Annotated in this window: 21 protein-coding genes; 12 read left to right on the top strand and 9 right to left on the bottom strand. The window is 69.3% G+C overall.

Annotated features, from left to right (window positions below; all coding sequences use genetic code 11):
* The first annotated feature begins 19 nt into the window (after positions 1 to 19).
* From ABIA32_RS00685 to ABIA32_RS00660, 6 genes are all read left to right on the top strand, one after another.
* A complete protein-coding gene (locus ABIA32_RS00685) occupies positions 20 to 2125 on the top strand; it encodes a serine/threonine protein kinase (protein ID WP_370091645.1) in 2106 nt (701 codons plus the stop codon).
* Positions 2126 to 2210: 85 nt separating this feature from the next.
* Complete coding sequence (gene sigM / locus ABIA32_RS00680; protein WP_370091643.1) at positions 2211 to 2978, top strand: RNA polymerase sigma factor SigM; 768 nt, start codon at positions 2211 to 2213, stop codon at positions 2976 to 2978.
* Positions 2975 to 3922: an anti-sigma factor gene (locus tag ABIA32_RS00675; protein ID WP_370091642.1), complete on the top strand. Its 948-nt coding sequence runs from the start codon at positions 2975 to 2977 to the stop codon at positions 3920 to 3922. The genes sigM and ABIA32_RS00675 overlap by 4 nt, the downstream gene beginning before the upstream one ends.
* 118 nt (positions 3923 to 4040) lie before the next feature.
* Positions 4041 to 5009 (top strand): thioredoxin-disulfide reductase, encoded by a 969-nt coding sequence (trxB, locus tag ABIA32_RS00670; protein WP_370091640.1) that lies wholly within the window; start codon positions 4041 to 4043, stop codon positions 5007 to 5009.
* A 103-nt stretch (positions 5010 to 5112) separates the two neighbouring features.
* On the top strand, positions 5113 to 5442 hold the full coding sequence (gene trxA / locus ABIA32_RS00665; RefSeq protein ID WP_370091639.1) for a thioredoxin: 330 nt from the start codon (positions 5113 to 5115) through the stop codon (positions 5440 to 5442).
* Between the two features lie 137 nt (positions 5443 to 5579).
* Complete coding sequence (locus tag ABIA32_RS00660; RefSeq protein WP_370091638.1) at positions 5580 to 6752, top strand: N-acetylmuramoyl-L-alanine amidase; 1173 nt, start codon at positions 5580 to 5582, stop codon at positions 6750 to 6752.
* 160 nt (positions 6753 to 6912) lie between these two features.
* Here ABIA32_RS00660 and ABIA32_RS00655 read toward each other — a convergent pair whose 3' ends face one another.
* The 9 genes from ABIA32_RS00655 to rpmH all read right to left on the bottom strand — a co-directional run bounded on the left by ABIA32_RS00655 (position 6913) and on the right by rpmH (position 13922).
* The gene (locus ABIA32_RS00655) at positions 6913 to 7530 is read right to left on the bottom strand and encodes a GNAT family N-acetyltransferase (RefSeq protein WP_370091637.1); all 618 of its coding nucleotides are present in this window, start codon (positions 7528 to 7530) and stop codon (positions 6913 to 6915) included.
* Between the two features lie 296 nt (positions 7531 to 7826).
* Entirely contained in the window at positions 7827 to 8978 is a 1152-nt protein-coding gene (locus tag ABIA32_RS00650; RefSeq protein WP_370091636.1) for a ParB/RepB/Spo0J family partition protein, read from the bottom strand.
* Positions 8975 to 10096, bottom strand: a complete 1122-nt coding sequence (locus tag ABIA32_RS00645) for a ParA family protein (protein ID WP_370091635.1) — start codon at positions 10094 to 10096, stop codon at positions 8975 to 8977. Before ABIA32_RS00645 ends, ABIA32_RS00650 begins: the two co-directional genes overlap by 4 nt.
* Positions 10097 to 10493: 397 nt before the next feature.
* On the bottom strand, positions 10494 to 11207 hold the full coding sequence (gene rsmG / locus ABIA32_RS00640) for a 16S rRNA (guanine(527)-N(7))-methyltransferase RsmG (protein WP_370091974.1): 714 nt from the start codon (positions 11205 to 11207) through the stop codon (positions 10494 to 10496).
* A gap of 123 nt (positions 11208 to 11330) precedes the next feature.
* Entirely contained in the window at positions 11331 to 11858 is a 528-nt protein-coding gene (locus tag ABIA32_RS00635; protein WP_370091634.1) for a protein jag, read from the bottom strand.
* Between the two features lie 43 nt (positions 11859 to 11901).
* Positions 11902 to 13008 (bottom strand): membrane protein insertase YidC, encoded by a 1107-nt coding sequence (gene yidC, locus ABIA32_RS00630; protein WP_370091633.1) that lies wholly within the window; start codon positions 13006 to 13008, stop codon positions 11902 to 11904.
* A gap of 3 nt (positions 13009 to 13011) precedes the next feature.
* Positions 13012 to 13317, bottom strand: coding sequence for a membrane protein insertion efficiency factor YidD (gene yidD, locus ABIA32_RS00625; protein ID WP_370091973.1), 306 nt, complete (start codon positions 13315 to 13317; stop codon positions 13012 to 13014).
* Positions 13318 to 13334: 17 nt separating this feature from the next.
* The gene (rnpA, locus tag ABIA32_RS00620; protein ID WP_370091631.1) at positions 13335 to 13754 is read right to left on the bottom strand and encodes a ribonuclease P protein component; all 420 of its coding nucleotides are present in this window, start codon (positions 13752 to 13754) and stop codon (positions 13335 to 13337) included.
* A 30-nt stretch (positions 13755 to 13784) separates the two neighbouring features.
* Positions 13785 to 13922, bottom strand: a complete 138-nt coding sequence (gene rpmH, locus ABIA32_RS00615; protein WP_370091629.1) for a 50S ribosomal protein L34 — start codon at positions 13920 to 13922, stop codon at positions 13785 to 13787.
* 379 nt (positions 13923 to 14301) lie between these two features.
* Here rpmH and dnaA point away from each other — a divergent pair, with 379 nt between their 5' ends.
* From dnaA to gyrB, 6 genes are all read left to right on the top strand, one after another.
* The gene (dnaA, locus tag ABIA32_RS00610; protein WP_370091628.1) at positions 14302 to 16170 is read left to right on the top strand and encodes a chromosomal replication initiator protein DnaA; all 1869 of its coding nucleotides are present in this window, start codon (positions 14302 to 14304) and stop codon (positions 16168 to 16170) included.
* A gap of 766 nt (positions 16171 to 16936) precedes the next feature.
* Entirely contained in the window at positions 16937 to 18079 is a 1143-nt protein-coding gene (gene dnaN / locus ABIA32_RS00605; protein WP_370091627.1) for a DNA polymerase III subunit beta, read from the top strand.
* 119 nt (positions 18080 to 18198) lie between these two features.
* Positions 18199 to 19074, top strand: a complete 876-nt coding sequence (gene gnd, locus ABIA32_RS00600) for a phosphogluconate dehydrogenase (NAD(+)-dependent, decarboxylating) (protein ID WP_370091626.1) — start codon at positions 18199 to 18201, stop codon at positions 19072 to 19074.
* Between the two features lie 67 nt (positions 19075 to 19141).
* Entirely contained in the window at positions 19142 to 20269 is a 1128-nt protein-coding gene (recF, locus tag ABIA32_RS00595; protein WP_370091625.1) for a DNA replication/repair protein RecF, read from the top strand.
* Positions 20270 to 20497: 228 nt separating this feature from the next.
* Positions 20498 to 21016, top strand: a complete 519-nt coding sequence (locus ABIA32_RS00590) for a DUF721 domain-containing protein (RefSeq protein WP_370091624.1) — start codon at positions 20498 to 20500, stop codon at positions 21014 to 21016.
* A 278-nt stretch (positions 21017 to 21294) separates the two neighbouring features.
* Positions 21295 to 23301, top strand: coding sequence for a DNA topoisomerase (ATP-hydrolyzing) subunit B (gene gyrB, locus ABIA32_RS00585; RefSeq protein ID WP_370091623.1), 2007 nt, complete (start codon positions 21295 to 21297; stop codon positions 23299 to 23301).
* Positions 23302 to 23342: the final 41 nt, after the last annotated feature.

The raw sequence follows: 23342 nt of genomic DNA, 5'->3' as shown, positions 1-23342 counted from the left end.
TTGGGGAGGCAGGACAACGGTGGCAGAGCGCAGCGAGACGGCCGTGGGGACGACCACGGGCGGCCCTCGGGCGGACGAGAAGCCGGCGGAGAAGGCGGCGGAATCGACCGCGCCGCTGTCCGCCGCCGCGCTGGCGGCCGAACTGGCCGCCGCAGACACGCCTCCTGACGCCGAGCCAACTGCCGCGTCCGGTTCACGTGCTGACGAGCCGGGCGGCACCCCGGCAGAGGTGCCGGCCGCAGCGGAGTCGGTCAGGGAGCCTCGCGAGGCACCCGTCGCGGGTTCGGCTGCCGCCACCGCAACGGAACCGGCAACGGAACCGGCTGGGGAACCCGACGACGAGCGCGACGACGCGCGCAACGACGAGCTCAGCGGCAAGGCCGGCGACACGACCAACGACAAGTCCGACGCCGCGCCTGCTCCGACCTCGGTCGCCGAGGAGCCCGACACGGTCGCTCTGCCCTCCGCGCCCGAGCGCCACAGCGGGGACCGGATCGCCTCCCGTTACCGGCTGGAGGAGTGCATCACCCACGCGGGCGCCTTCAGCTCCTGGCGTGCCATGGACGAGAAGCTGCGCCGGGCCGTCGGCATTCATCTGCTCGCCGCCGGTCACCCGCGCGCCAAGGCGACGCTCGCCGCCGCCCGCCAGGCGGCCCTGCTCGGCGACCCGCGCTTCGTTCAGGTGCTGGACGCGGTCGAGGACGGCGGGATCGTCTACATCGTCCGCGAGTGGCTCCCCGACGCCACCGGCCTGGACAAGCTGCTGCTGCAGGAGCCGCTGGAGGCGTACGACGCCTACCAGCTGGTGCGCCAGCTCACCGACGCGCTGGCCGCCGCCCACCGGCGCGGCCTGGCCCATCTGCGGCTCACCCCCGCCTCCGTGCTGCGCACGGACAGCGGCCAGTACCGGATCGACGGCATCGCCGTGAACGCGGCGCTGCGCGGCCTCGACCCCGAGGACAGCGCTGACGCGGCGCTCCAGGACACCAAGGCGATCGGCGCGCTGCTCTTCGCCGCACTCACGCACCGCTGGCCGTACCCGGAGGACCGCTACGGTCTGCAGGGCCTCCCGCGCAACCTCGGCACCGTGCCCGCCGAGCGGGTCAGGGCCGGCGTGCATCGGGGTCTGTCCGATCTCACCGCGCGCACGCTCTGCGCCGTGCCGGGCGGCAAGCTGGAGCCGATCACCACGCCGCAGGACCTCGCCAAGGCCGTCACGGCCCTGCCGAAGGTCCGCCAGCCGGCCCCCGAGCCGCTGGTGCTGCCCAGCTACCCGACCCAGCGTCCGGCCGGTCAGGCCGCCGCCGCGACGGGTCCGGCGGGGCCCGCAGGCGCCGGAGGTCCGGGAGGTCCCGGACGCTCCGGGGGCTCGAACGGCCGCGGCTCCAGTGGTCCTGGTCGCGCTGGTCGCCAGGGGGCCGGCGCAAGCCTCACCCAGCCGCTGCCGCCCGCCCTGCCCGGCCGCTCCGGCAAGGCGCTCAAGTGGGCCGTCTCCCTCGTCGTCCTGGGCGCGATCGCGCTGGGCAGCTGGGGCACCGCCGAGGCTCTCATGTCGCAGCCCAACGCCAACTCCAACACCCAGATCAGCCAGGGCGGCACCACGGGTCATCTGCCGGGTGAGAGCGGCGCGAGCCAGCGGGCGCTGAAGCCGCTCGCGATCTCCTCAGCGACGGAGTTCTCGCCACTCGACCCGCAGACGATAGCGGGCGACAAGGCGGGCCTGGCCGTGGACGGCAAGCCCGACACCGCGTGGATCACCTCCAGCTACAAGGGCTATCCCAACTTCGGCAACCTGGCGAACCGCAAGGACGGCAGCGGCATCCTGATCGATCTGGGCAGCGTTCGCGACGTCTCCGAGGTCAAGGTGACCATCCCCACGACCGGCCAGACCATGGAGATCCTCGCCGCCCCGGCCGGCGCCACGGCCGCCCCCACCGACCTGAGCGGCTTCCTCCAGCGAATCAGCAACAGCGGCGCGGTCTCCGGCACCACACTGGACAGCGGCGTCCTGACCAAGCCCGTGCGCACCCGCTACATCCTGGTCCACGTCACGGCCCTGCCCCCGGACTCGACCCAGCCGGGCAACTTCCGCGGCGGCATCTCCGAAGTTCAGGTATTGGGCTGATCGTCACAGCGGGCTGACGCGGACGCCCCCGGGATGGCAGGCTTGACCCCGACTTTCGTGCGCACGACACGATGGCGCCGAGGGGGTGGAGGGCAGGGTGACCGAGCCGGTCGAGGACGCGGAGCTGCTGCGTCGCCATCTGGGAGGCGATCCCGACGCCTTCGGTGAGCTCGTGCGGCGGCACCGGGACCGGCTCTGGGCCATCGCCCTGCGCACGCTCGGCGACCGCGAGGAGGCCGCGGACGCGCTCCAGGACGCGATGATCTCGGCCTTCCGCTCCGCGCACACCTTCCAGGGCCGCTCGGCGGTGACCACCTGGCTGCACCGGATCGTCGTCAACGCCTGCCTGGACCGCGCCCGACGCGCGTCGACCAGAAGGGTTCGCCTGGTCGAGGACGACAGAACGCTGGAGAGCGCGGCCGGTCACGACGAGGGCGCCGATGTCTTCGCCGAACGCGGGGAGCTCCGCCGCGAGCTCGCGGCCGCACTGGCCACCCTGCCGCACGAGCAGCGGGCGGCGCTGGTCCTGGTCGACATGCAGGGCTACCCGGTCGCGGAGGCCGCTGCGCTGCTCGGCGTTCCGACGGGGACGGTGAAGAGCCGCTGCGCGCGAGCGAGAGCGAAGCTGCTGCCGCATCTGAGCCATCTGCGGACGGCCGGGGGCGACGCGGCGAAGGGCGACAGCGGACCAAGATCGCTAAGTGTTTCACGTGAAACATTTAGCGATCTTGGTGAGCGTGATCCTGGTCAACAGCCGAGCGAAGCGGACGAAGGGAACCCACCCGCCCAGAGACACGTCCCATCGACAGGAGCGACCGCTACCCGGGCAGCAGGAGGTGAGCTGAAGGCATGAGCGAGTCCACCGTGCACCCCGCCCACCCCGAGGTCGAGCTCATCTCCGAGCACCTTGAGGGGCTGCTCTCGGACGAGCAGAGCGCCGAGCTCGCCGCGCACCTGCGTGACTGCCCGGACTGCCGTGAGACCCACGACGCCCTGATCGAGCTCCGCGACCTGCTCGGCGCCGAGCCGGACCCGGGCCCCATGCCCGACGACGTGGCCGCACGCATCGACGCGGCGTTGGCCGAGGCGCGAGACAGCGAGGCGCGAGACAACGAGGCACCCGACAGCGAGGCGACCGGTGACTCGACCGGTGACGCCGCGGACGAATCCGGCATGCCACGGCCCACCCGTCGACCGGCGGACAACCGTCCGGCCGGGCGCTCGCGCGGGCGGCTGCGGCTGCGCCGGGCCCTCACCACCCTTGCGATCTTCGTCGCTGCCGGGGGCATCGGACTCGCCGTATCCAGCGGCGGCGACATCGACGGCGGCGCGAGCACCAGTGCCAACAGCGGCGCGGGCTCAGCGGCCGCTCCACGTCTCACCGGCGATGCGAACACCGTTTACGAGTTCACCACGGACGGCCTGAACGCCCAGATCCAGACGTTGGTGCGGGACCAGGCGCGGTTGCAGCTCAGCTCCCACGGCGCCGCGGCAACCGTCCCCGGAGCCACCCCCACCGCCCCGCCGTCGCCCGCCGACCACAGCTCGCCGACCACCCCCCAGTCGGCCGGCAAGGAGGCTGCGATTCATGGACCGACCGCGCCCGCCTGTGTCCTCGCCGCGACGAAGCAGTCGACGCCCCCGCAGGTCCAGGGGTTCGGTCACTATCTCGGCGTCCAGGTCTTCGCCCTGCTCTACCCGGTCGCGTCCGATCCGCACCACTGGGACGTCTATCTGGTCCAGAACTCCTGCGCTTCGCCGCTCCTCCTCTTCCACCAGTTGGTGCCGCGCGCGTGAAGCGCCGGGAATGCGAGACACTTGGGAACCGTTGACGGGGATGGCACCTCCCGCCCGAAAACCCCGGCAGCCCAAAGGTTGAAGTGTTCAGCCCGGTGCGATGCATTCAGGAGATTCAGTGAGCGACGTCCGCAACGTGATCATCATCGGCTCAGGCCCGGCCGGCTACACGGCCGCTCTGTACACCGCGCGTGCCTCGCTGAAGCCCCTGGTCTTCGAGGGCTCCGTGTCCTCCGGTGGCGCCCTCATGAACACCACCGAGGTCGAGAACTTCCCCGGCTTCCGTGACGGCATCATGGGCCCGGAGCTCATGGACAACATGCGCAGCCAGGCCGAGCGCTTCGGTGCCGAGCTCATCCCGGACGACGTCGTCGCGGTCGACCTCAGCGGTGACATCAAGACCGTCACCGACTCCGAGGGCACGGTCCACCGCGCCAAGGCTGTGATTGTCACCACGGGCTCGCAGCACCGCAAGCTCGGTCTCGAGCACGAGGACGAGCTGTCCGGCCGCGGCGTCTCCTGGTGCGCGACGTGTGACGGGTTCTTCTTCCGCGACCAGGACATCGCCGTCGTCGGCGGCGGCGACACGGCCATGGAGGAGGCGACCTTCCTGTCGCGCTTCGCCAGGTCCGTCACGGTCGTCCACCGCCGTGGCGAGCTGCGCGCCAGCAAGACCATGCAGGAGCGGGCCTTCAACGACCCGAAGATCTCCTTCGCCTGGAACAGCGAGGTCGCCGATCTGCACAGCGAGGCGGGCAAGCTCAGCTCGCTGACGCTGCGGGACACCGAGACCGGCGAGCCGCGCGAGCTGGCCGTCACCGGCCTGTTCATCGCGGTCGGCCACGACCCGCGCACGGAGCTCTTCAAGGGCCAGTTGGAGCTGGACGACGAGGGCTACCTGCGCGTGGACGCCCCGTCCACCCGGACCAACGTGTCCGGCGTCTTCGGCGCGGGCGACGTCGTCGACCACACCTACCGCCAGGCGATCACCGCCGCGGGCACCGGTTGCGCCGCGGCGCTGGACGCCGAGCGCTACCTGGCCGCGCTGGCCCACGCCGAGGCCGAGCACCAGCCCGCCACGGTCTGAGCGATTGACCAAGTGGCCGACTGACTGACAGCCGCACGCCTGCCGCCCGGCGGGCGCCCTGCTCCACCACACGACCTGCACCTGCAATCCCGAGGAGACCCCCGTGGCCGGCGCCACCATCACTGTCACCGACGCAACCTTCGAGTCCGAGGTCCTCAAGAGCGACAAGCCTGTTCTGGTCGACTTCTGGGCCACCTGGTGCGGCCCGTGCCGCCAGGTCGCCCCGATCCTGGAGGAGCTCGCGACCGAGTACGCGGACCAGCTCACCATCGCCAAGATCGACATCGACCAGAACCCGGCCACCCCGGCCAAGTACGGCGTGCTCTCGATCCCGACCATGAACGTCTACCAGAACGGCGAGGTCGTGAAGACCATCGTCGGCGCCAAGCCGAAGAGCGCGCTGCTCCGCGACCTGGCCGACTTCTTGGGCTAGCACAGCTTGGGATAGTACAGCTTGGGCTAGCACAGCTTGGGCTAGCACAGCTTGGCTGATGATCGGCTAAGGATCTTCACGACCGCAGCCCCCATGTTTCACGTGAAACATGGGGGCTGCGGCGTACGATCTTGCCTATGTCCCAGCAGCGCCCCTCCCACGCGTATCACTGGAAGCTCGGGGACAGCGGTCCCGCCGTCGCCGAGATCCGGTTCAAGCTCAGCCTGCTCGGCCTGCTGCCGGAGACACCGCCCGCCCGCCAGGGACGGCGCATCCCCTCGGCCGAGGCCCTCTTCGACACCGCCGTGGACGCAGCGGTCCGCCACTTCCAGCAGCAGCGTGGGCTCACCACCGACGGCATCGTCGGCCCGGAGACGTACCGCCATCTCAACGAGGCCCGCTGGCGGCTGGGCGATCGGGTACTCAGCTACACCCCCAGCGGGATGATGGTCGGCGACGACGTCGCCCATCTCCAGCAGCGGCTGCTCGACATGGGCTTCACGCCCGGCCGCGTCGACGGAATCTACGGCCCTGCCACCGCACAGGCCGTCAGCGAGTTCCAGCGCAACATGGGCCTGCACCCGGACGGCACGCTCGGGCCGACCACGTACGTGGTGCTGGAGCGGCTCTCCCGGACCGTCGTCGGCGGCGCGCCGCACGTGATGCGGGAGACAGAGATGCTGCGCCACTCCGGCCCGGCCCTGACCGGCAAGGTCATCGTGATCGACCCCGGGCACGGCGGTACGGACGCCGGCATCCAGGCTCACGAGGCCTCCGAGGCCGCGATCGTCTGGGACATCACCAGCCGCCTGGAGGGCCGCCTGACGGCGTTGGGCGTGCGCACCTACCTCACCCGGACCGCCGACGCCGCCCCTGACGAGACCGAGCGCGCCCGCTTCGCCAACCAGACCGGCGCGGACCTGATGATCTCGCTCCACCTGGAGGGCCACGCCAATCCCGGGATCGGCGGCGTCGCCAGCTACTACTACGGCGACGAGAGCCGCGGCCGCTGGTCGCACACCGGCAAGCAGTTCGCCGGCCTGGCCCAGCGCGAGCTGGTCGCCCGCTGCGGCCTCGGCGATCTGCGCAGCCACGCCCGCACCTGGACCTTGCTGCGCTCCACGAAGATGCCCTGCGTGCGTCTGGAGCTCGGTTACCTCACCAACGCGGCCGACGCGGCGCGCCTGCGCTCGGCCGAGGTGCGCGCCCAGGCCGTCGAGGCGATCGCCGTCGCAGTCCAGCGCGTCTATCTCCCACCGGAGGACGACGCCCCCACCGGGGTGCTTCACCTGCCCGCGGCCTTCGCCTGAAGGCGACAGCGCTCTCGAGACATGCCCCTGGCGCTACCAAGATCGCTAAGTGTTTCACGTGAAGCATTTTGCGATCATGGAAAGGGGACCAAGATCGCCAGATGTTTCACGTGAAACACTTAGCGATCTTGTAGAGCGCGATCTTGGTCGTGCAAACCGCTCACAGCGGCCGGAGCGAGGGCTCCTTCTGGACCGCGCCGAGCAACCGCTCCAGAGCGACCTCCATCTCGCCCTTCCAGGAGATCGCCGACCGCACCTCCAGCCGCAGTCGCGGATAGCGGGGGTGCGGTCGCACCGTCTTGAAGCCGACCGACAACAGATGATCCGCCGGCAGCACACAGCTGGGCTCCTCCCAGCGGGCATCGCCGAAGGCCTCGATCGCCTTGAACCCCCGCCGGACCAGGTCCTTGGCCACCGTCTGCACCAAAGTCCGCCCGATGCCCTGCCCCTGATATCCCGGCAGCACCCGAGCCGTCATCAGCTGCACCGCATCCGGCGAGATCGGGCTCGTGGGGAAGGCCAGCGAGCGCGGCACATAGGCAGGCGGTGCGTAGAGCACGAAGCCGGCCGGCGCTTCGTCGACGTAGGCGATCCGCCCACAGGAGCCCCACTCCAGCAGTACGGCGGAGATCCAGGACTCCTTCTCCAGCTCCGACTGCCCGTTCTTGACGGCAGCCTCACCACTGACCGGATCCAGCTCCCAGAAGACACAGGACCGACAGGGCAGTGGGAGATCGGCGAGCGAGTCGAGAGTGAGCGGTACCAGCCTGCGTCCCATGCGTCCACGATAGGCGCAGCGGCCCCGACACGGCAGCGCGATCACGGACCAGCCCACCAAGGAATCCCGCTGCCCCACCGACGCCCAGCCCCAAGGCGATCAGCGCGACCTGTTCGACACGGGCACTGCTCCGGTGCTGCCGCTCCATGGCTGCCTCCTCGAAATGCAGCCTAGCCACGGGCGGACACAGGCAGAAGCCCCCGCGCTTCGACTGAAACGCGGGGGCTCAGGCTTCAAGATCGTGCTGTACAAGATCGCCAAATGTTTCACGTGAAACATTTGGCGATCTTGGTCGCTCAGTCCTGCTCTTCCTCGATCTCCTCGGCGTGGCCGCCGTCACCCTCCAGCCCCTGCCGGAGCATCGCGCCCTCACCCGGGGCGAAGGAACCGAGGATCCGGTCGAGGTCCTCGACCGAGGCGAACTCCACCACGATCTTGCCGCGGTTCTTGCCGAGCTCGACCTTCACCCGGGTGTCGAAGCGGTCCGAGAGACGGTTCGCCAGGCTGGCGAAGGCGGGCGAGACACGGCGTCCCGCGCGGGGCGCCGCCGGGGGCTTGCGCGAGGCAGGGTTCTCGTCGAAGCCGATGACCGCGACGATCTCCTCCAGCCCGCGCACCGACAGACCCTCCGGGGAGATCCGCGCCGCCAGCTTCTCGCGCAGCTCGTCGTTCTCCACCGCCAGCAGTACGCGGGCGTGGCCCCCGGCGAACTCCCCGGCAGCGACCCGGCGCTGGATGAACGGCGAGAGCTTGAGCAGCCGCAGCGTGTTGTTCACGTGCGGTCGGGAGCGGCCGATGCGGTCGGCGAGCTCCCCCTGCGAGCAGGAGAAGTCGTACATCAGCTGCTCGTAGGCGGCCGCCTCTTCCAAGGGGTTGAGCTCGGCGCGGTGCAGGTTCTCCAGCAGCGCGTCGAGGAGCAGTTTCTCGTCGTCCGTCTCACGGACGATGGCCGGGATCGCGTCGAGGCCGGCCTCACGGCTCGCGCGCCAGCGGCGCTCGCCCATGATCAGCTCGTAGCGCTCCGGACCGACCTGACGCACCACGATCGGCTGGAGCAGCCCCACCTGCTGAATGGAGATGACGAGCTCGTTCAGCGCCTCGGGGTCGAAGACCTCACGCGGCTGACGCGGGTTGGGCGTGATCGAGTCCAGCGGCAGCTCGGCGAACCAGGCGCCCTCGACCGGTCGGAGCGCGTGCGGGTCCTCCTCCGGCGTCGCGGTCTCCACCGGCTCGGGCTCGCGCTCCAGCGTGCCGACCGGAATCGACGACGCGCCACCGGCGCCATTCAGCCCGGCTACCTTCACGGCGGCGACGCCGCGCTCGGAGCCGAGCACCGGCATGGCCGACGGAGAAGCGGTCCCGGGGACGGCCGAGGCACCGACCGGTGAAGCAGCAGCCGGGATCAGCGCTCCCAAGCCACGGCCAAGACCCCTACGACGCTCGCTCACCGGTTCCCCTCCATCGTGCTGTGCTGGTCGATCGTCCGGGGCTGCTGGGCATAGACCCCGGGCACCCCGGCTGCGTAGGCCACCTCGGCCGCCGCGGCATCCATCTCCGCGCCGCGAAGCGCGATCTCCTTGGCGGCTTCCAGATAGGAGAGCGCGCCGGTGGAACCCGGGTCGTAGGTGAGCACCGTCTGCCCGTAGCTGGGCGCCTCGGAGACACGCACCGACCGCGGGATGCTGGTCCGCAGCACCTCGGAGGTGAAGTGGCTGCGCACCTCGTCCGCGACCTGGGAGGCCAGCCGGGTGCGCGCATCGTACATGGTGAGCAGGATGGTGGACACGTGCAGATCCGGGTTGAGGTGAGCCCGGACCAGGTCCACATTGCGCAGCAACTGGCCGAGGCCCTCCAGCGCGTAGTACTCGCACTGGATCGGGATCAGCACCTCGCGTCCGGCCACCATCGCGTTGACCGTCAGCAGCCCCAGCGAGGGCGGGCAGTCGATCAGGATGTAGTCGAGGGGCTGCTCGTAGGCGGCGATGGCACGCTGCAGCCGGCTCTCGCGGGCCACCAGCGAGACCAGCTCGATCTCCGCGCCGGCCAGGTCGATCGTGGCCGGGCAGCAGAACAGCCCCTCGACGTCCACGACCGGCTGGACGACGTCGGCCAGGGGCTTCCCCTCGACCAGGACGTCGTAGATGGACGGCACCTCGGCGTGGTGGTCGATGCCCAGCGCGGTGGAGGCGTTGCCCTGCGGGTCAAGGTCGATGACCAGGACGCGGGCGCCATGCAGTGCCAGCGAGGCGGCCAGGTTGACTGTGGTGGTGGTCTTGCCCACCCCGCCCTTCTGGTTGGCGACCACCATCACCCGCGTCTGTGCGGGGCGCGGCAGCGGCTCGCCGACCCGCGACATCGCGGTGACAGCGGCCTGCGCGGCGCGCGCGATAGGGGTGTCGTCCGCGAGCGGCGGAGTGTCGGAGTCCTGCATGTCCGTCAGTGTTTCATGCGACGGTGCTGGATGGACACTGCGACCAGGGTCGACAAACGGAGATTGCGTCCGGGGCCCCGGCAGCGGTTCCCCAACGACCGGCTCTACGACGACGGCAGGATGCTGTTCGGACATGGGTCCGCCCCCCTCACACTCCGGGCTGTCGTCAGAATCATCGCGCAGCTCGCGGGGCACGGGGGGAAGTTGGGGACGTTCCAGCCCCCTGGGTACCAGAACTTCACTCGAAGGACGGGCGGGACGGGTGCGCTGGGCGGCCTCGCGGCTTCGGCTGAGGATGCCGGAGAGCAGGGAGCGACGTTTCACGAGCAACACCATGCCCGTTTTAAGTCAAATCTGACGGTTCGACACTCCGGTGCTTCTGACCGGGTCAAACGTCGACCAAGATCGCTAAGTGTTTCACGTGAAACATTTAGTGATCTTGGTCGGCTCGACCGAAGGGCCAGACCAAGATCTCCAGGTGTTTCACGTGAAATACTTAGCGATCTTGGTCAGCAGGCGCGCCGTCGAACCACTACCGGCGGCGCCGGGTCCCAGCACGAGAAGCCCGCGCAGCCTTGGCGCGCCGCGCCGCCGCCCGCACCCCGCCAGGGCTCTCGCCCACCTGCACCCGCACCACGTGCGTCGGCGTCGAGACGACGGCCGCCCCGATCACCTCCACCGACCACGACTCCGCGCCCAGCTTCTGCAGCGCGGCCTTGTGCTCGGCCACCTCCTGCTCCGCCGACTCCCCCTTCAGCGCCAGCATCTGGCCGTACGGACGCAACAGCGGAAGCCCCCAGCCGGCCAGCCGGTCCAGCGGCGCCACCGCGCGCGCGGTCACCACGTCGACCTGGATCTTGCCGACCATCTCCTCGGCGCGCCCGCGCAGCACGGTGACGTTGTCGAGACGCAGCTCCCGGACCACCTCCTCCAGGAAGGTCGTCCGCCGCAGCAGCGGCTCCAGCAACGTGATCTCCACATCGGGGCGCGCCAGCGCGACCGGGATGCCCGGCAGTCCCGCACCCGAGCCCACGTCGCAGAGCGACAGCGACCGCTTGTCCGGCAGCGCCTCACCCAGCACAGCGCAGTTGAGGATGTGCCGCTCCCAGAGCCGGGGCACCTCGCGCGGACCGATCAGCCCGCGCCGGACGCCCGCGTCCGCGAGCAGCTCCGCGTAGCGCACGGCCTGCTCCAGTCGGTCGCCGAAGATCTCCGCAGCAACCGCCGGGGTCTCCCCGAGGTCCATGTCGAACTCCTCGGGCTGGGCCTCCACCACGCCGCACCACTCCTCTTACTCACAACGGCCCCGCCCGCAGCAGAACTGCGAACGGGGCCGGACGAATCCCGCTACCACTCTCGGGCAGACCGGTCAGGCCGGCAGCACGACCACGCGACGCTGGGGCTCCTCGCCCTCCGACTCGCTGCGCAGACCGGCCGCGGCCACGGCGTCGTGGACGACCTTCCGCTCGAACGGAGTCATCGGCCGCAGTCGCACCGGCTCGCCGCTCTCCTTGACCTCCTTGGCCGCCTGCTCGCCCAGCGCGGTCAGCTCAGCGCGCTTGCCCGCACGGAACCCCGCAATGTCCAGCATCAACCGGCTGCGCTCCCCGGTCTCCCGGTGCACCGCCAGACGGGTCAGCTCCTGCAGGGCCTCCAGCACCTCGCCGTCCTGGCCGACCAGACGCTGCAGCGAACGCGCAGCACCCGGTCCCTCACCGACGATCGAGACGGAGGCGCGGTCGCCCTCGACGTCCATGTCGATGTCGCCGTCGAGGTCGGCGATGTCGAGGAGGGCCTCCAGGTAGTCGGCGGCGATTTCCCCCTCCTGCTCCAGGTTGGCCAGCAGCTCGCTCTTGGACGCGGCGCCCTCGGCGGGGGCCACGGTGCCGTCCGTCACGAATCGACTCCTTCGATGATCAGTAGGGGGTGGGAGATGAGGATCAGGACTTCTTCTTGGGCGACTGCCCAGAGCTGCCCTGGTTGCGGTTGCCGCCACCAGTGCTGCCGCCGGTAGCCCGGCCACGCGCCGGAGCGGTCTTGGTACCGCTACCGCCACCGCCGCCACCGCTCTGCTGACCGCCACCGCCACCGCCTCCGCCGCCGGACCGCTTCGCCTTGGTCTGCCGCTTCGGCTGCACCCGCACCGGAGCCGGCTCGGGAACGACGTCCTCAGGAGCGGCGGAGCCGCCCTTCACCAGGGAGCTGATCGAGGTCTTGATCTCGGAGCCGTCCGGGTTCAGCTTGCCCTGCGCCTTGAGGCGCGCCTGGCGCTCCGTGAAGGCGATGGAGCCGGGGGTCGGGTTACGGCGGATGATGACCAGCTGCTGGCCCAGGGTCCACGCGTTGGAGGTGACCATGTAGATCAGGACACCGACCGGCATGTTGATGCCGAAGAAGATGTAGATGACGGGGAGGACGTACATCATCATCTTCTGCTGCTGCATGTACGGCGTCTTGACCGTGAGGTCGACGTTCTTCGTCATGAGCTGGCGCGTGGTGAGGAACTGCGTGAAGCACATCGTCAGAATGAAGATCGCGGTGACGACCTTCACGCTGGTCAGGCTCGAACCGACGAAGGTCTGGGAGATCGCCGCACCGAAGATCTGCGCGTGGTTCGCACTGACCAGCAGCGTGCCGGTGATCACACCGACTGCCTTGTCCTGCGAGACGTTCTTCAGCACGCCGTAGAGCGACATGAAGAAGGGCGACTGCACCAGAAGAGGAAGACAGCTCGCAGCCGGGTTGGTACCCGCCTCCTTGTAGAGCTTCATCATCTCTTCGGACTGCTTCTGGCGGTCGTTCTTGTAGCGCTCCTGGATGACCTTCATCTTCGGCTGGAGCGCCTGCATGGTCCGCATGGACTTGATCTGCTTGACGAACAGCGGGATCATCGCCGCTCGCACAAGGACCGTCAGCATGACGATGGACAGGCCCCAGGCCGCGCCCGAGTCCTTACCGAAGATCGCCCCGAACACGGCGTGGAACTGCACCACGATCCAGGAGACGCCGTAGTACAGAGGTTTGAGGATTGAGTCGAGGAACCCCACGGGTCAGACTCCTTGGGCAGTGGTCGGAGGGACCGGCTTTCGAAGCCGCCGGTACCAGACCGGGTGCTTTCGTTCCGGGACGTAGTCGAAGCCGCCGGCACTCCAGGGATTGCACCGGAGGATGCGCCAAGCGGTCAGAGCGGTGCCCTTGATCGCGCCGTGGACCTTGATTGCCTCGAAGCCATAGCGGGAACAGGACGGGTGGTAGCGACACACCGGGCCCAGCATGGGGCTGATGGTCAGCTGGTAGAGCTTGATCAGCCCCAGCAGCAGGTACTTGCCGGCGAACAGCCCGGCCAGCCCGACCATCACCCACAGCAGGTAGGTCACTGCCCTGCTCCTGTCGGCGATGAGGCGCTCAGTTTGCGCAGCGCGGAGTCCAGATCGCGTGCCAGGTCCGCGTACTCCGCCTCGGCGGCCGAAGGAAGTGCGCGTACCACTATCAGGCTACCTGCGGGCAGGTCGCCGATTCGCTCGGCCATGAGGTGACGTAGCCGACGCTTGACGCGATTTCGGACCATGGCCACACCGACGGCCTTGCTGACAACAAAACCCGCACGCGCCGGGAGAAAGTTCCCCCCGGCGCCGTGCGGGTTTGCAGGCTCCGTCGTCGTGCCCGCCTCCGGACCGGCGGAACCGGGCAGGAAGAGGTGCACGACGAGCAGCGGGCGGCCGGCTCTGCGGCCCCGCCGTACCGCGGTCGCGAAATCCTCGCGCCGCCTCAGCCGATACTCGGAGGGCAGCACGACATGACGACCTTGGTGATCTGGCGGTTATCAGGCGGACAGACGGCTGCGGCCCTTTTCGCGGCGCGCCGCGAGGATCGCACGACCGGCACGCGTGCGCATCCGCAGGCGGAAGCCATGGGTCTTCGCGCGGCGGCGGTTGTTCGGCTGGAAGGTGCGCTTGCTCACGGGGTAACTCCAGGGTCAATCGAAGGGGCGGCGAAACATCGGTTGGCCGTCACCGTGCGTCCGCGCGATCCCCATAACCCGTTCTGTACGGTGATCCACGACGCCCGTAGCTGCGCGCCTCGGCTGCGGAGACTCCGCGGGCATGCGGCAGCGGCCATCGACAACTCGACCTCGTTACGGTACGCGGAACGGAGCCTACGGGTCAAACCGGCCCCGACCGGCCCGCTGCTCACCGGTGAGCGACCACGACCGTCCGGGCACGGACCAGCCGCGACACGTCGCCCACACCCTGTGGACAACAACTTGAACCAGGGCATGCCCGCCGCCTACCGTTGACAGACTTCCCATGGATCTCCTGCCCCAACGAAGGCGTGCACCAGTGGCTGACACAACCAACGATCTCGCTTCCGCTTGGGCGCGAGTCGTCGAGCGACTGGCGAGCGATCCGGAGGTCGGGGCCAAGGACAAGCACTGGCTCCAGCTGACGCATCCCATGGGGATGATGCACAACACCGCGCTGCTGGCCACGCCGAACGAGTACGGCAAGGGCGTGCTCGAAGGCCGGCTGGTGCAGAAGATCACCGAGCTGCTGGGGCAGGAGTTCCAGCGCTCGATCCTGATCGCGGTCGTCGTCGACGCCAACGCCGGCCTGCTCGCCCCTGAGCCCACGCCCGCGCCGCTCACGCCGCTCACGCCGCCCACGCCGCTGCCCTCCGCCGCCTACCAGCCGCAGCAGGCGTACGGCTACCCGCAGCACGCGCTGCCACCGAGCCAGCCGTACCAGGAGCAGCAGCCTCACTACCCCGCCGAGCGGCACTACTCCGAGCTGCCCCAGCCCCAGCCTCAGCCCCAGTACCAGCCCCAGTACCAAGAGCAGGAGCAGGCTCCGTATCAGGCTCCTCAGGAGCAGCCGTCGGCGTACCAGGACGAGTGGGCCGTACCGCAGTTGCCGGTCCAACTGCCGCCCCAGCCGCCGGCCCAGCAGATCGAGCCGCCGCAGCGTCAGCTGCCGGCACTCCCCGATGCCTCCGCGCCGCCCGCCCAGCAGCACCAGCCGCACCAGCAGTCACACCAGCAGCCGCACCAGCCCGCGTACTCGAGCGAGCCCGAACGCGAGCAGGGCGTCGTCGCCGTGCCCGCCCCGCCGTCTCCGCCGATGCCGCGGCCGGGGACCGGCTCCAGCGGCAGCTCTCCCGCGCTGCCCGGCAAGGACGAGCCGGCCGCCCGGCTGAACCCCAAGTACCTCTTCGACACCTTCGTCATCGGCTCCAGCAACCGCTTCGCCCACGCGGCCGCGGTCGCCGTCGCCGAGAGCCCCGCCAAGGCGTACAACCCGCTCTTCATCTACGGGGAGTCCGGCCTCGGCAAGACGCACCTGCTGCACGCCATCGGCCACTACGCCCGCAGCCTCTACCCGGGCACCCGCGTCCGCTACGTGAGCTCGGAGGAGTTCACGAACGAGTTCATCAACTCGATCCGCGACGACAAGGGCGACGGCTTCCGGCAGCGCTACCGCGACATGGACATCCTGCTCGTCGACGACATCCAGTTCCTGCAGAACAAGGAGTCGACGCAGGAGGAGTTCTTCCACACCTTCAACACCCTGCACAACGCCAACAAGCAGATCGTGATCTCCTCCGACCGGCCGCCCAAGCAGCTGGTCACCCTGGAGGACCGGCTCCGCAACCGCTTCGAGTGGGGCCTCACCACCGACGTCCAGCCGCCCGAGCTGGAGACCCGCATCGCGATCCTGCGCAAGAAGGCGATCCAGGAGCAACTCAACGCCCCCGCCGAGGTGCTGGAGTTCATCGCCTCGCGGATCTCGCGGAACATCCGCGAGTTGGAGGGCGCGCTGATCCGGGTCACCGCCTTCGCCAGCCTCAACCGGGCGCCGGTCGACCTGCAGTTGGCCGAGATCGTGCTGAAGGACCTCGTCCCCGGCGGCGAGGACGACGGGCCCGAGATCACCGCCGGCGTCATCATGCAGCAGACGGCCGCCTACTTCGGCCTCAGCGTGGACGACCTGTGCGGCTCCTCGCGCAGCCGGGTGCTGGTGACGGCGCGGCAGATCGCCATGTACCTGTGCCGGGAGCTGACCGACCTCTCGCTGCCGAAGATCGGGGCTGCCTTCGGCGGCCGCGACCACACCACGGTCATGCACGCCGACCGCAAGATCCGCACGATGATGGCCGAGCGGCGGGCCATCTACAACCAGGTGACCGAGCTCACCAACCGCATCAAGAGCTGACGCCGGACCGAGCACAGCGGTTCAGGAGGGGCGCCCATCGGGCGCCCCTCCTGTGTTTCCACAGTCAGGAGGACCTTTGCTCCGTCCACACCCTGGGGAGAAGCGAGTTATCCAGAATCGGTCCACAGGCCAGCCCGCTCTGGAAGGATCGTCCCAGCTCAACCCCCTGTGGACTTGTGGGAATCAGTCGTCCACAGCCTGTGGAGAACTGAGGGCCTGTCAACCGGGCGCCCGAGTTATCCACGCGCTGTCCCCAGGTTCGGGGTGGTTATCCCCAGCATTGACCGACTTCTCCACACGGACGTCCACAGAATGGCAACATCAAGAGGCATTTCACCGGGACGAGGGAAATGAGCTCCGTGATGTTGCCACAGGGGCTGTGGGTAACCAGGGGAAAACCTGGGGACGAAGTGGTGGACAACCTGGGGACAACCCAACTGCCCTGTGCACAGGGGGTGCTGAATCCACAGGACGTGTAGTTCTTCCACCGTCGCCGTCCCCAGCCAATGTGGACAAAAAAGGGGCTCCGACCAGCGCGGAATGGGGTTATCCACGGTTTCCACAAGGCCTACTACTACTACCCACTAGAGATAGCTCGGTCTTGATCCAAAAGGAGGTGGGGGCCAAATCTGTGGAGAACGCCTGACCCGACATGCGTTCGATGCCACTTCGGCCCATCTGCCTCAGCTGTCCGTGGTATGCGTCAGACTGTTCCTCGGCAACTAGGACGCAGAAGCGTCCTACCCACATCAGGAGGCGGTTACCGGTGAAGTTCCGGGTCGAGCGTGACGTCCTCGCGGAGGCCGTGGCCTGGGCCGCGCGCAGCCTCCCGGCCAGGCCCCCGGTGCCGGTCCTCGCCGGGCTGCTGCTGACGGCGGAGAGCCAGGAGGACACCGGCAAGCTGAGCCTGTCCGGCTTCGACTACGAGGTCTCCGCGCGCGTCGAGGCCGAGGCGGACGTGGAGGAGGCGGGCACGGTCCTGGTCTCCGGTCGCCTGCTCGCCGACATCTCACGCTCGCTTCCCAACAGGCCGGTGGAGATCTCCACCGACGGCGTGCGCGTGCTCGTCGTCTGCGGCAGCTCGCGATTCACACTGCCCACCCTGCCTGTGGACGAGTACCCGGCCCTGCCGGTGATGCCGACCGTCTCCGGCATGGTCCCGGGCGACGCCTTCGCGGCCGCCGTCGCCCAGGTCGCCGTGGCGGCCGGTCGCGACGACACGCTCCCGGTGCTGACGGGTGTCCGCGTCGAGATCGAGGACGACCGGGTCACCCTGGCCGCCACCGACCGCTACCGCTTCGCCGTCCGGGAGCTGCTGTGGAAGCCTGAGCAGCCCGGCCTGTCGGCCGTGGCCCTGGTGCCCGCGAAGACCCTGCTGGACACCGCGAAGTCGCTGAGCGCGGGCGACAACGTCTCCATCGCGCTCGCGGGCAGCGGAAAGGGCGAGGGCCTGATCGGTTTCGAGGGCGCCGGCCGCCGAACGACCACGCGCCTGCTGGAGGGCGAGTTCCCGAAGTTCCGCTCCCTGTTCCCGACGGAGTTCTCCGCGGTCGGCACAGTGGGCACCCAGAGCTTTGTGGACGCCGTCAAGCGTGTCTCCCTGGTCGCCGAGCGGAACACCCCGGTGCGGCTCAGCTTCGAGCAGGGCGTGCTGACCCTGGAGGCCGGCTCCGGCGACGACGCCCAGGCGTCCGAGCGCCTGGACGCGGACCTGGAGGGTGACGACATCTCGATCGCCTTCAACCCGGCCTACCTGCTGGACGGCCTGTCGGCCATCGACTCCCCGGTGGCCCAGCTGAGCTTCACGACGGCGACGAAGCCGGCGCTGCTGAGCGGCAAGGCTTCGCAGGAGACCGAGGCGGACGAGGCGTACAAGTACCTGATCATGCCGGTGCGCCTGTCCGGCTGACGCCCGGTTGCACCTCCAGAGCCCCGCGCCCCCAGGTAGTGCAACTGGCCGTCGGGGATAGGCTCAATCTGGTGCGGCAACGGGGCCGCGGACAGTCACCACGGAACGAAGGACTAGTCATGCAGCTCGGACTCATCGGTCTCGGCAAGATGGGCGGCAACATGCGCGAGCGCATCCGCCGCGCCGGCCACACCGTCGTCGGGTACGACCGCGACCCCGCCCTGTCCGACGTCGCGAGCCTCAAGGAGCTGGTGGGTTCCCTCGCCGCGCCCCGCGTCGTGTGGGTGATGGTCCCCGCCGGCGGCCCGACCCAGTCGACCGTGGACGAGCTGGCCGAGCTGCTGGAGCCGGGCGACGTCGTCGTCGACGGTGGCAACTCGCGCTGGACCGACGACGAGAAGCACGCTGCCGACCTCGCGGCCAAGGGCATCGGCTTCGTCGACTGCGGTGTCTCAGGCGGTGTCTGGGGCCTGCAGAACGGCTACGCCCTGATGTACGGCGGCTCCGACGAGGACGTCGCGAAGGTGAAGCCGATCTTCGACGCGCTCAAGCCCGAGGGCGAGTACGGCTCGGTCCACGCGGGCAAGGTCGGTGCCGGCCACTTCGCGAAGATGGTCCACAACGGTATCGAGTACGCCATGATGCAGGCCTACGCCGAGGGCTGGGAGCTGCTGGAGGCCGTGGACAGCGTCACCGACGTCCGCGAGATCTTCCGCTCCTGGAAGGAGGGCACGGTCATCCGCTCCTGGCTGCTCGACCTGGCCGTGGACGCCCTCGACAAGGACGAGCACCTGGGCAAGCTCAAGGGCTACGCCGCGGACTCGGGCGAGGGCCGGTGGACCGTCGAGGCCGCGATCGACCACGCCGTCCCGCTCCCCGCGATCACCGCCTCGCTCTTCGCGCGCTTCGCCTCGCGCCAGGACGACTCCCCGCAGATGAAGATGATCGCCGCGCTGCGCAACGAGTTCGGCGGCCACGCGGTCGAGAGCAAGTAGCGGTCGAGTCGAAGTAGCCAACTGGTAGCTGTTCCACCGGAGTTATCCACAACCTGCGAAGGAAGCTGTGCACGTCGCGCATCTCTCGCTGGCCGACTTCCGCAGTTACGCCCGGGTCGAGGTTCCGCTCGACCCGGGCGTCACCGCGTTCACCGGTCCCAACGGCCAGGGGAAGACCAACCTGGTCGAGGCCGTCGGCTATCTGGCGACCCTCGGCAGCCACCGCGTCGCGGGCGACGCCCCGCTGGTGCGCGCGGGCGCGCAGCGGGCCATCGTGCGCGGGATGGTGGTCCGCGACGAGCGGCAGACGCTGATCGAGCTGGAGCTGAACCCGGGCAAGGCGAACCGGGCCCGGATCAACCGCAGCGACAACGTCCGGCCGCGCGACGTACTGGGCCTGCTGCGGACCGTGTTGTTCGCGCCGGAGGACCTGGCGCTGGTCAAGGGCGACCCCGGCGAGCGCCGCCGCTTCCTGGACGAGCTGCTGACGCTGCGCGCCCCGCGGCTGGCCGGCGTGCGGCAGGACTACGAGCGGGTGCTGAAGCAACGCAACGCGCTGCTGAAGACAGCGGCGATGGCTCGGCGCTCCTCGGGGCGGGTGGAGCTGTCGACGCTGGACGTCTGGGACGACCATCTGGCGCGGACCGGCGCGGAGCTGCTGGCGCAGCGGCTGGACCTGGTCGCGTCCCTGCAGCCGCTGGTGGCGCGGGCGTACGAGGAGCTGGCGCCGGGCGGCGGTCCGACGCTGCTGGAGTACCGCTCCTCGATGGGCGAGGGCGTGCCGCTTGGCGGTGGCCGTGAGGCCCTGCATGCTGCTTTGCTGGCGGCGTTGGGGGCTGCGCGCAAACAGGAGCTGGAGCGCGGTCTGACGCTGGTGGGTCCCCACCGTGACGAGCTTGGCCTGCGGCTCGGTGAGCTTCCTGCCAAGGGTTATGCCTCCCATGGCGAGTGCTGGTCGTACGCGCTGGCGCTGCGCCTGGCCTCGTACGACCTGCTGCGCGAGGACGGCGGCGAGCCGGTGCTGATTCTTGACGATGTTTTCGCGGAGCTGGATGCGCGGCGGCGTGAGGCGCTGGCTCACCGGGTGGTCACGGGCGAGCAGGTCCTGGTGACGGCGGCGGTCCCGGAGGACGTTCCCGACGCGCTGCACGGCGCAAGGTTCGCCGTGATGGATGGCGAAGTCACCAAGCTTTAGTTGCAACCTGCTCAGGGGCGCGGGGAACTGCGCGACAATCCCCCAGCCTTCGGCCGGGAGGTGCCCCCTCCCACGCAGCTGGCAGGCCGAACGGGCAGGGCCATCCGCACGCCGGTGGTTCCTCGCGCAGTTCCTCGCGCCCCTGGATGCTGCATGATCCCCGCCTGCCTCAGCTGACCCGCGTACTCTTGGTTGCTTGTCCACAGGCTGGGGAAGGCGAGGCGCAGCATGGCGGAGGAGACTCCCGAGGTCAGTGGAGTCGATCTGGCCCGGGTCGCCCTTCGCGCTGCCAAGGAACAAGCTCGCAAGCGTGGCGACGCCGTGACCCAGAAGAAGCAGGCTCGCCGGACCGGGCTCCGCTCCGGGGCGCGTGCCGACGGCCGTGACCCGCAGCCGCTCGGCTCGGCGATCACGCGGCTGATCGCCGAGCGGGGCTGGGAGGCGCCCGCGGCCGTGGGCGGGGTGATGGGGCGGTGGCCCGAGATCGTGGGGAAGGACATCGCCGCGCACTGCGAGCCCGAGCACTTCGACGAGGACGAGCGGGTGCTCACCGTGCGCTGCTCCTCCACCGCTTGGGCCACTCAACTCCGCCTGATGGCACCGCAGTTGCTGCGTACCCTGAACACCGGTCTCGGTGACGGCACGGTCCGCTTCATCAAGGTTCAGGGCCCCTCCGGGGGTCCCGCCCGCTACAAGGGCAGGCTGCGGGCGCCCGGCAGCAAGGGCCCCGGGGACACCTGGGGCTGACGGGCACGGGAGTGGGTGTGACGCGCCGTAGGCGACGGAGCCGAGAAACGGGCTCCAGGGCGGCGTAGGCCCCCCGACCGGGTGTGGGGACATGTCCGGGCGTGGTTGACGTCCGGCACGGGCCGTTCAGAGGGCGGCAAAGCCCCATCTATGTCAGTCGTACCGGTAGACTGGAAGTCAAACACTGCCGCTTGCGGTATTGAGTCGAACGCCGTGGCCGCCTCCAGCCTGTCCGCAGGGCCGGGGCGCGGCCCGCGTTGTGCCAGAGAGGGCGTTTCGTGGCCGAGTCCGGCAACCCCAACCAGTCTCCCGAAGAGAACGGCGAGAGCGGCGACGGCAAGAAGTCGTACGACGCCAGTGCCATCCAGGTGCTGGAGGGGCTCGAAGCCGTCCGTAAGCGCCCGGGCATGTACATCGGCTCCACCGGTGAGCGCGGCCTGCACCACCTGGTGTACGAGATCGTCGACAACTCCGTCGACGAGGCGCTGGCCGGCCATGCCGACACCATCGACGTCACGATCATGCCCGACGGCGCCGTCCGCGTGATCGACAACGGCCGTGGCATCCCGGTGGGTGTGGAGAAGACCACCGGCAAGCCGGCCGTCGAGGTCGTGCTGACCGTGCTGCACGCCGGCGGCAAGTTCGGCGGCGGCGGTTACGCGGTCTCCGGTGGTCTGCACGGCGTCGGTGTCTCCGTCGTGAACGCGCTCTCGCACCGCCTCGCGGTCGAGGTCAGGACCGACGGCTACCGCTGGTCGCAGGAGTACAAGATCGGCGTGCCGGTCGCTCCGCTGGCCAAGCACGAGGAGACCCCGGAGACGGGCACCACGGTCACCTTCTGGGCCGACCCGGACATCTTCGAGACCACCGAGTACTCCTTCGACACGCTCTCCCGGCGCTTCCAGGAGATGGCCTTCCTCAACAAGGGCCTGACCATCTCGCTGACCGACGAGCGTCCGGACCACACCGACGACGACGGCAAGCCGAACTCGGTGCGGTATCACTACGAGGGCGGCATCTCCGACTTCGTGAAGTACCTCAACTCCCGCAAGGGCGAGGTGATCCACCCCACCGTCATCGACTTCGAGGCGGAGGACAAGGACAAGAAGATCTCCGTCGAGATCGCCATGCAGTGGAACACCTCGTACAACGAGGGCGTCTACTCCTTCGCCAACACCATCCACACGCACGAGGGCGGCACCCACGAGGAGGGCTTCCGCGCTGCGCTGACCGGTCTGGTCAACCGCTACGCGCGGGACAAGAAGCTGCTCCGCGAGAAGGACGACAACCTCACCGGCGAGGACATTCGCGAGGGTCTGACCGCGATCATCTCGGTCAAGCTCGGCGAGCCGCAGTTCGAGGGCCAGACCAAGACCAAGCTCGGCAACACCGAGGCGAAGACCTTCGTGCAGAAGGTCGTCCACGAGCACTTCAACGACTGGCTGGACCGCAACCCGAATGAGGGCGCGGACATCATCCGCAAGGCGATCACCGCCGCCACGGCCCGCGTCGCGGCCCGCAAGGTGCGTGACCTGACCCGCCGCAAGGGTCTGCTGGAGTCGGCGTCGCTGCCCGGCAAGCTCTCGGACTGCCAGTCCAAGGACCCGACCGAGTGCGAGATCTTCATCGTCGAGGGTGACTCCGCCGGCGGCTCGGCCAAGCAGGGCCGGGACCCGCGGGTGCAGGCGATCCTGCCGATCCGAGGAAAGATCCTCAACGTCGAGAAGGCCCGGATCGACAAGGTGCTGCAGAACACTGAGGTCCAGGCGCTGATCTCGGCCTTCGGCACCGGCGTGCACGAGGACTTCGACCTGCAGAAGCTCCGCTATCACAAGATCATCCTGATGGCGGACGCCGACGTCGACGGCCAGCACATCTCCACGCTGCTGCTGACCCTGCTCTTCCGCTACATGCGCCCGCTGATCGAGGGCGGCCACGTCTTCCTCGCCCGCCCGCCGCTGTACAAGATCAAGTGGGGCCGGGACGACGTCGAGTACGTCTACACCGAGCGCGAGAAGGAGACCTCCCTGGAGGCCGGCCGCCAGGGCGGCCGCAAGCTGCCCAAGGACGACGCCATCCAGCGCTTCAAGGGTCTGGGCGAGATGAACGCCGAGGAGCTGCGGGTCACCACCATGGACCGCGAGGTCCGCCTGCTCTCCCAGGTCACCCTGGAGGACGCCGCCCGCGCCGACGACCTGTTCTCGATCCTCATGGGCGAGGACGTCGAGGCCCGCCGCTCCTTCATCCAGCGCAACGCCAAGGACGTCCGCTTCCTCGACGTCTGAGGCTCCGGCAGCCGCAGCGCAGCGAAACCGCAGCGAAAGGA

This window comes from Streptacidiphilus sp. MAP12-20 (assembly GCF_041262525.1).
In the GTDB taxonomy this organism is placed as follows: domain Bacteria; phylum Actinomycetota; class Actinomycetes; order Streptomycetales; family Streptomycetaceae; genus Streptacidiphilus.
The sequence above is the reverse complement of the archived record's forward strand: the minus strand, read 5'-3'. Positions and strand labels throughout refer to the sequence as shown.

What these genes read in the sequence shown, in the direction of transcription:
- yidD (WP_370091973.1), bottom strand. Translation starts at nt 13,317, where the DNA reads ATGGTCGGGCTGGCCGGGCTGTTCGCCGGCAAGTACCTGCTGCTGGGG.
- ABIA32_RS00590 (WP_370091624.1), top strand. Translation starts at nt 20,498, where the DNA reads ATGGCGGAGGAGACTCCCGAGGTCAGTGGAGTCGATCTGGCCCGGGTC.
- ABIA32_RS00655 (WP_370091637.1), bottom strand. Translation starts at nt 7,530, where the DNA reads ATGGGACGCAGGCTGGTACCGCTCACTCTCGACTCGCTCGCCGATCTC.
- ABIA32_RS00645 (WP_370091635.1), bottom strand. Translation starts at nt 10,096, where the DNA reads ATGTCCGAACAGCATCCTGCCGTCGTCGTAGAGCCGGTCGTTGGGGAA.
- ABIA32_RS00675 (WP_370091642.1), top strand. Translation starts at nt 2,975, where the DNA reads ATGAGCGAGTCCACCGTGCACCCCGCCCACCCCGAGGTCGAGCTCATC.
- rsmG (WP_370091974.1), bottom strand. Translation starts at nt 11,207, where the DNA reads ATGGACCTCGGGGAGACCCCGGCGGTTGCTGCGGAGATCTTCGGCGAC.
- gnd (WP_370091626.1), top strand. Translation starts at nt 18,199, where the DNA reads ATGCAGCTCGGACTCATCGGTCTCGGCAAGATGGGCGGCAACATGCGC.
- ABIA32_RS00660 (WP_370091638.1), top strand. Translation starts at nt 5,580, where the DNA reads ATGTCCCAGCAGCGCCCCTCCCACGCGTATCACTGGAAGCTCGGGGAC.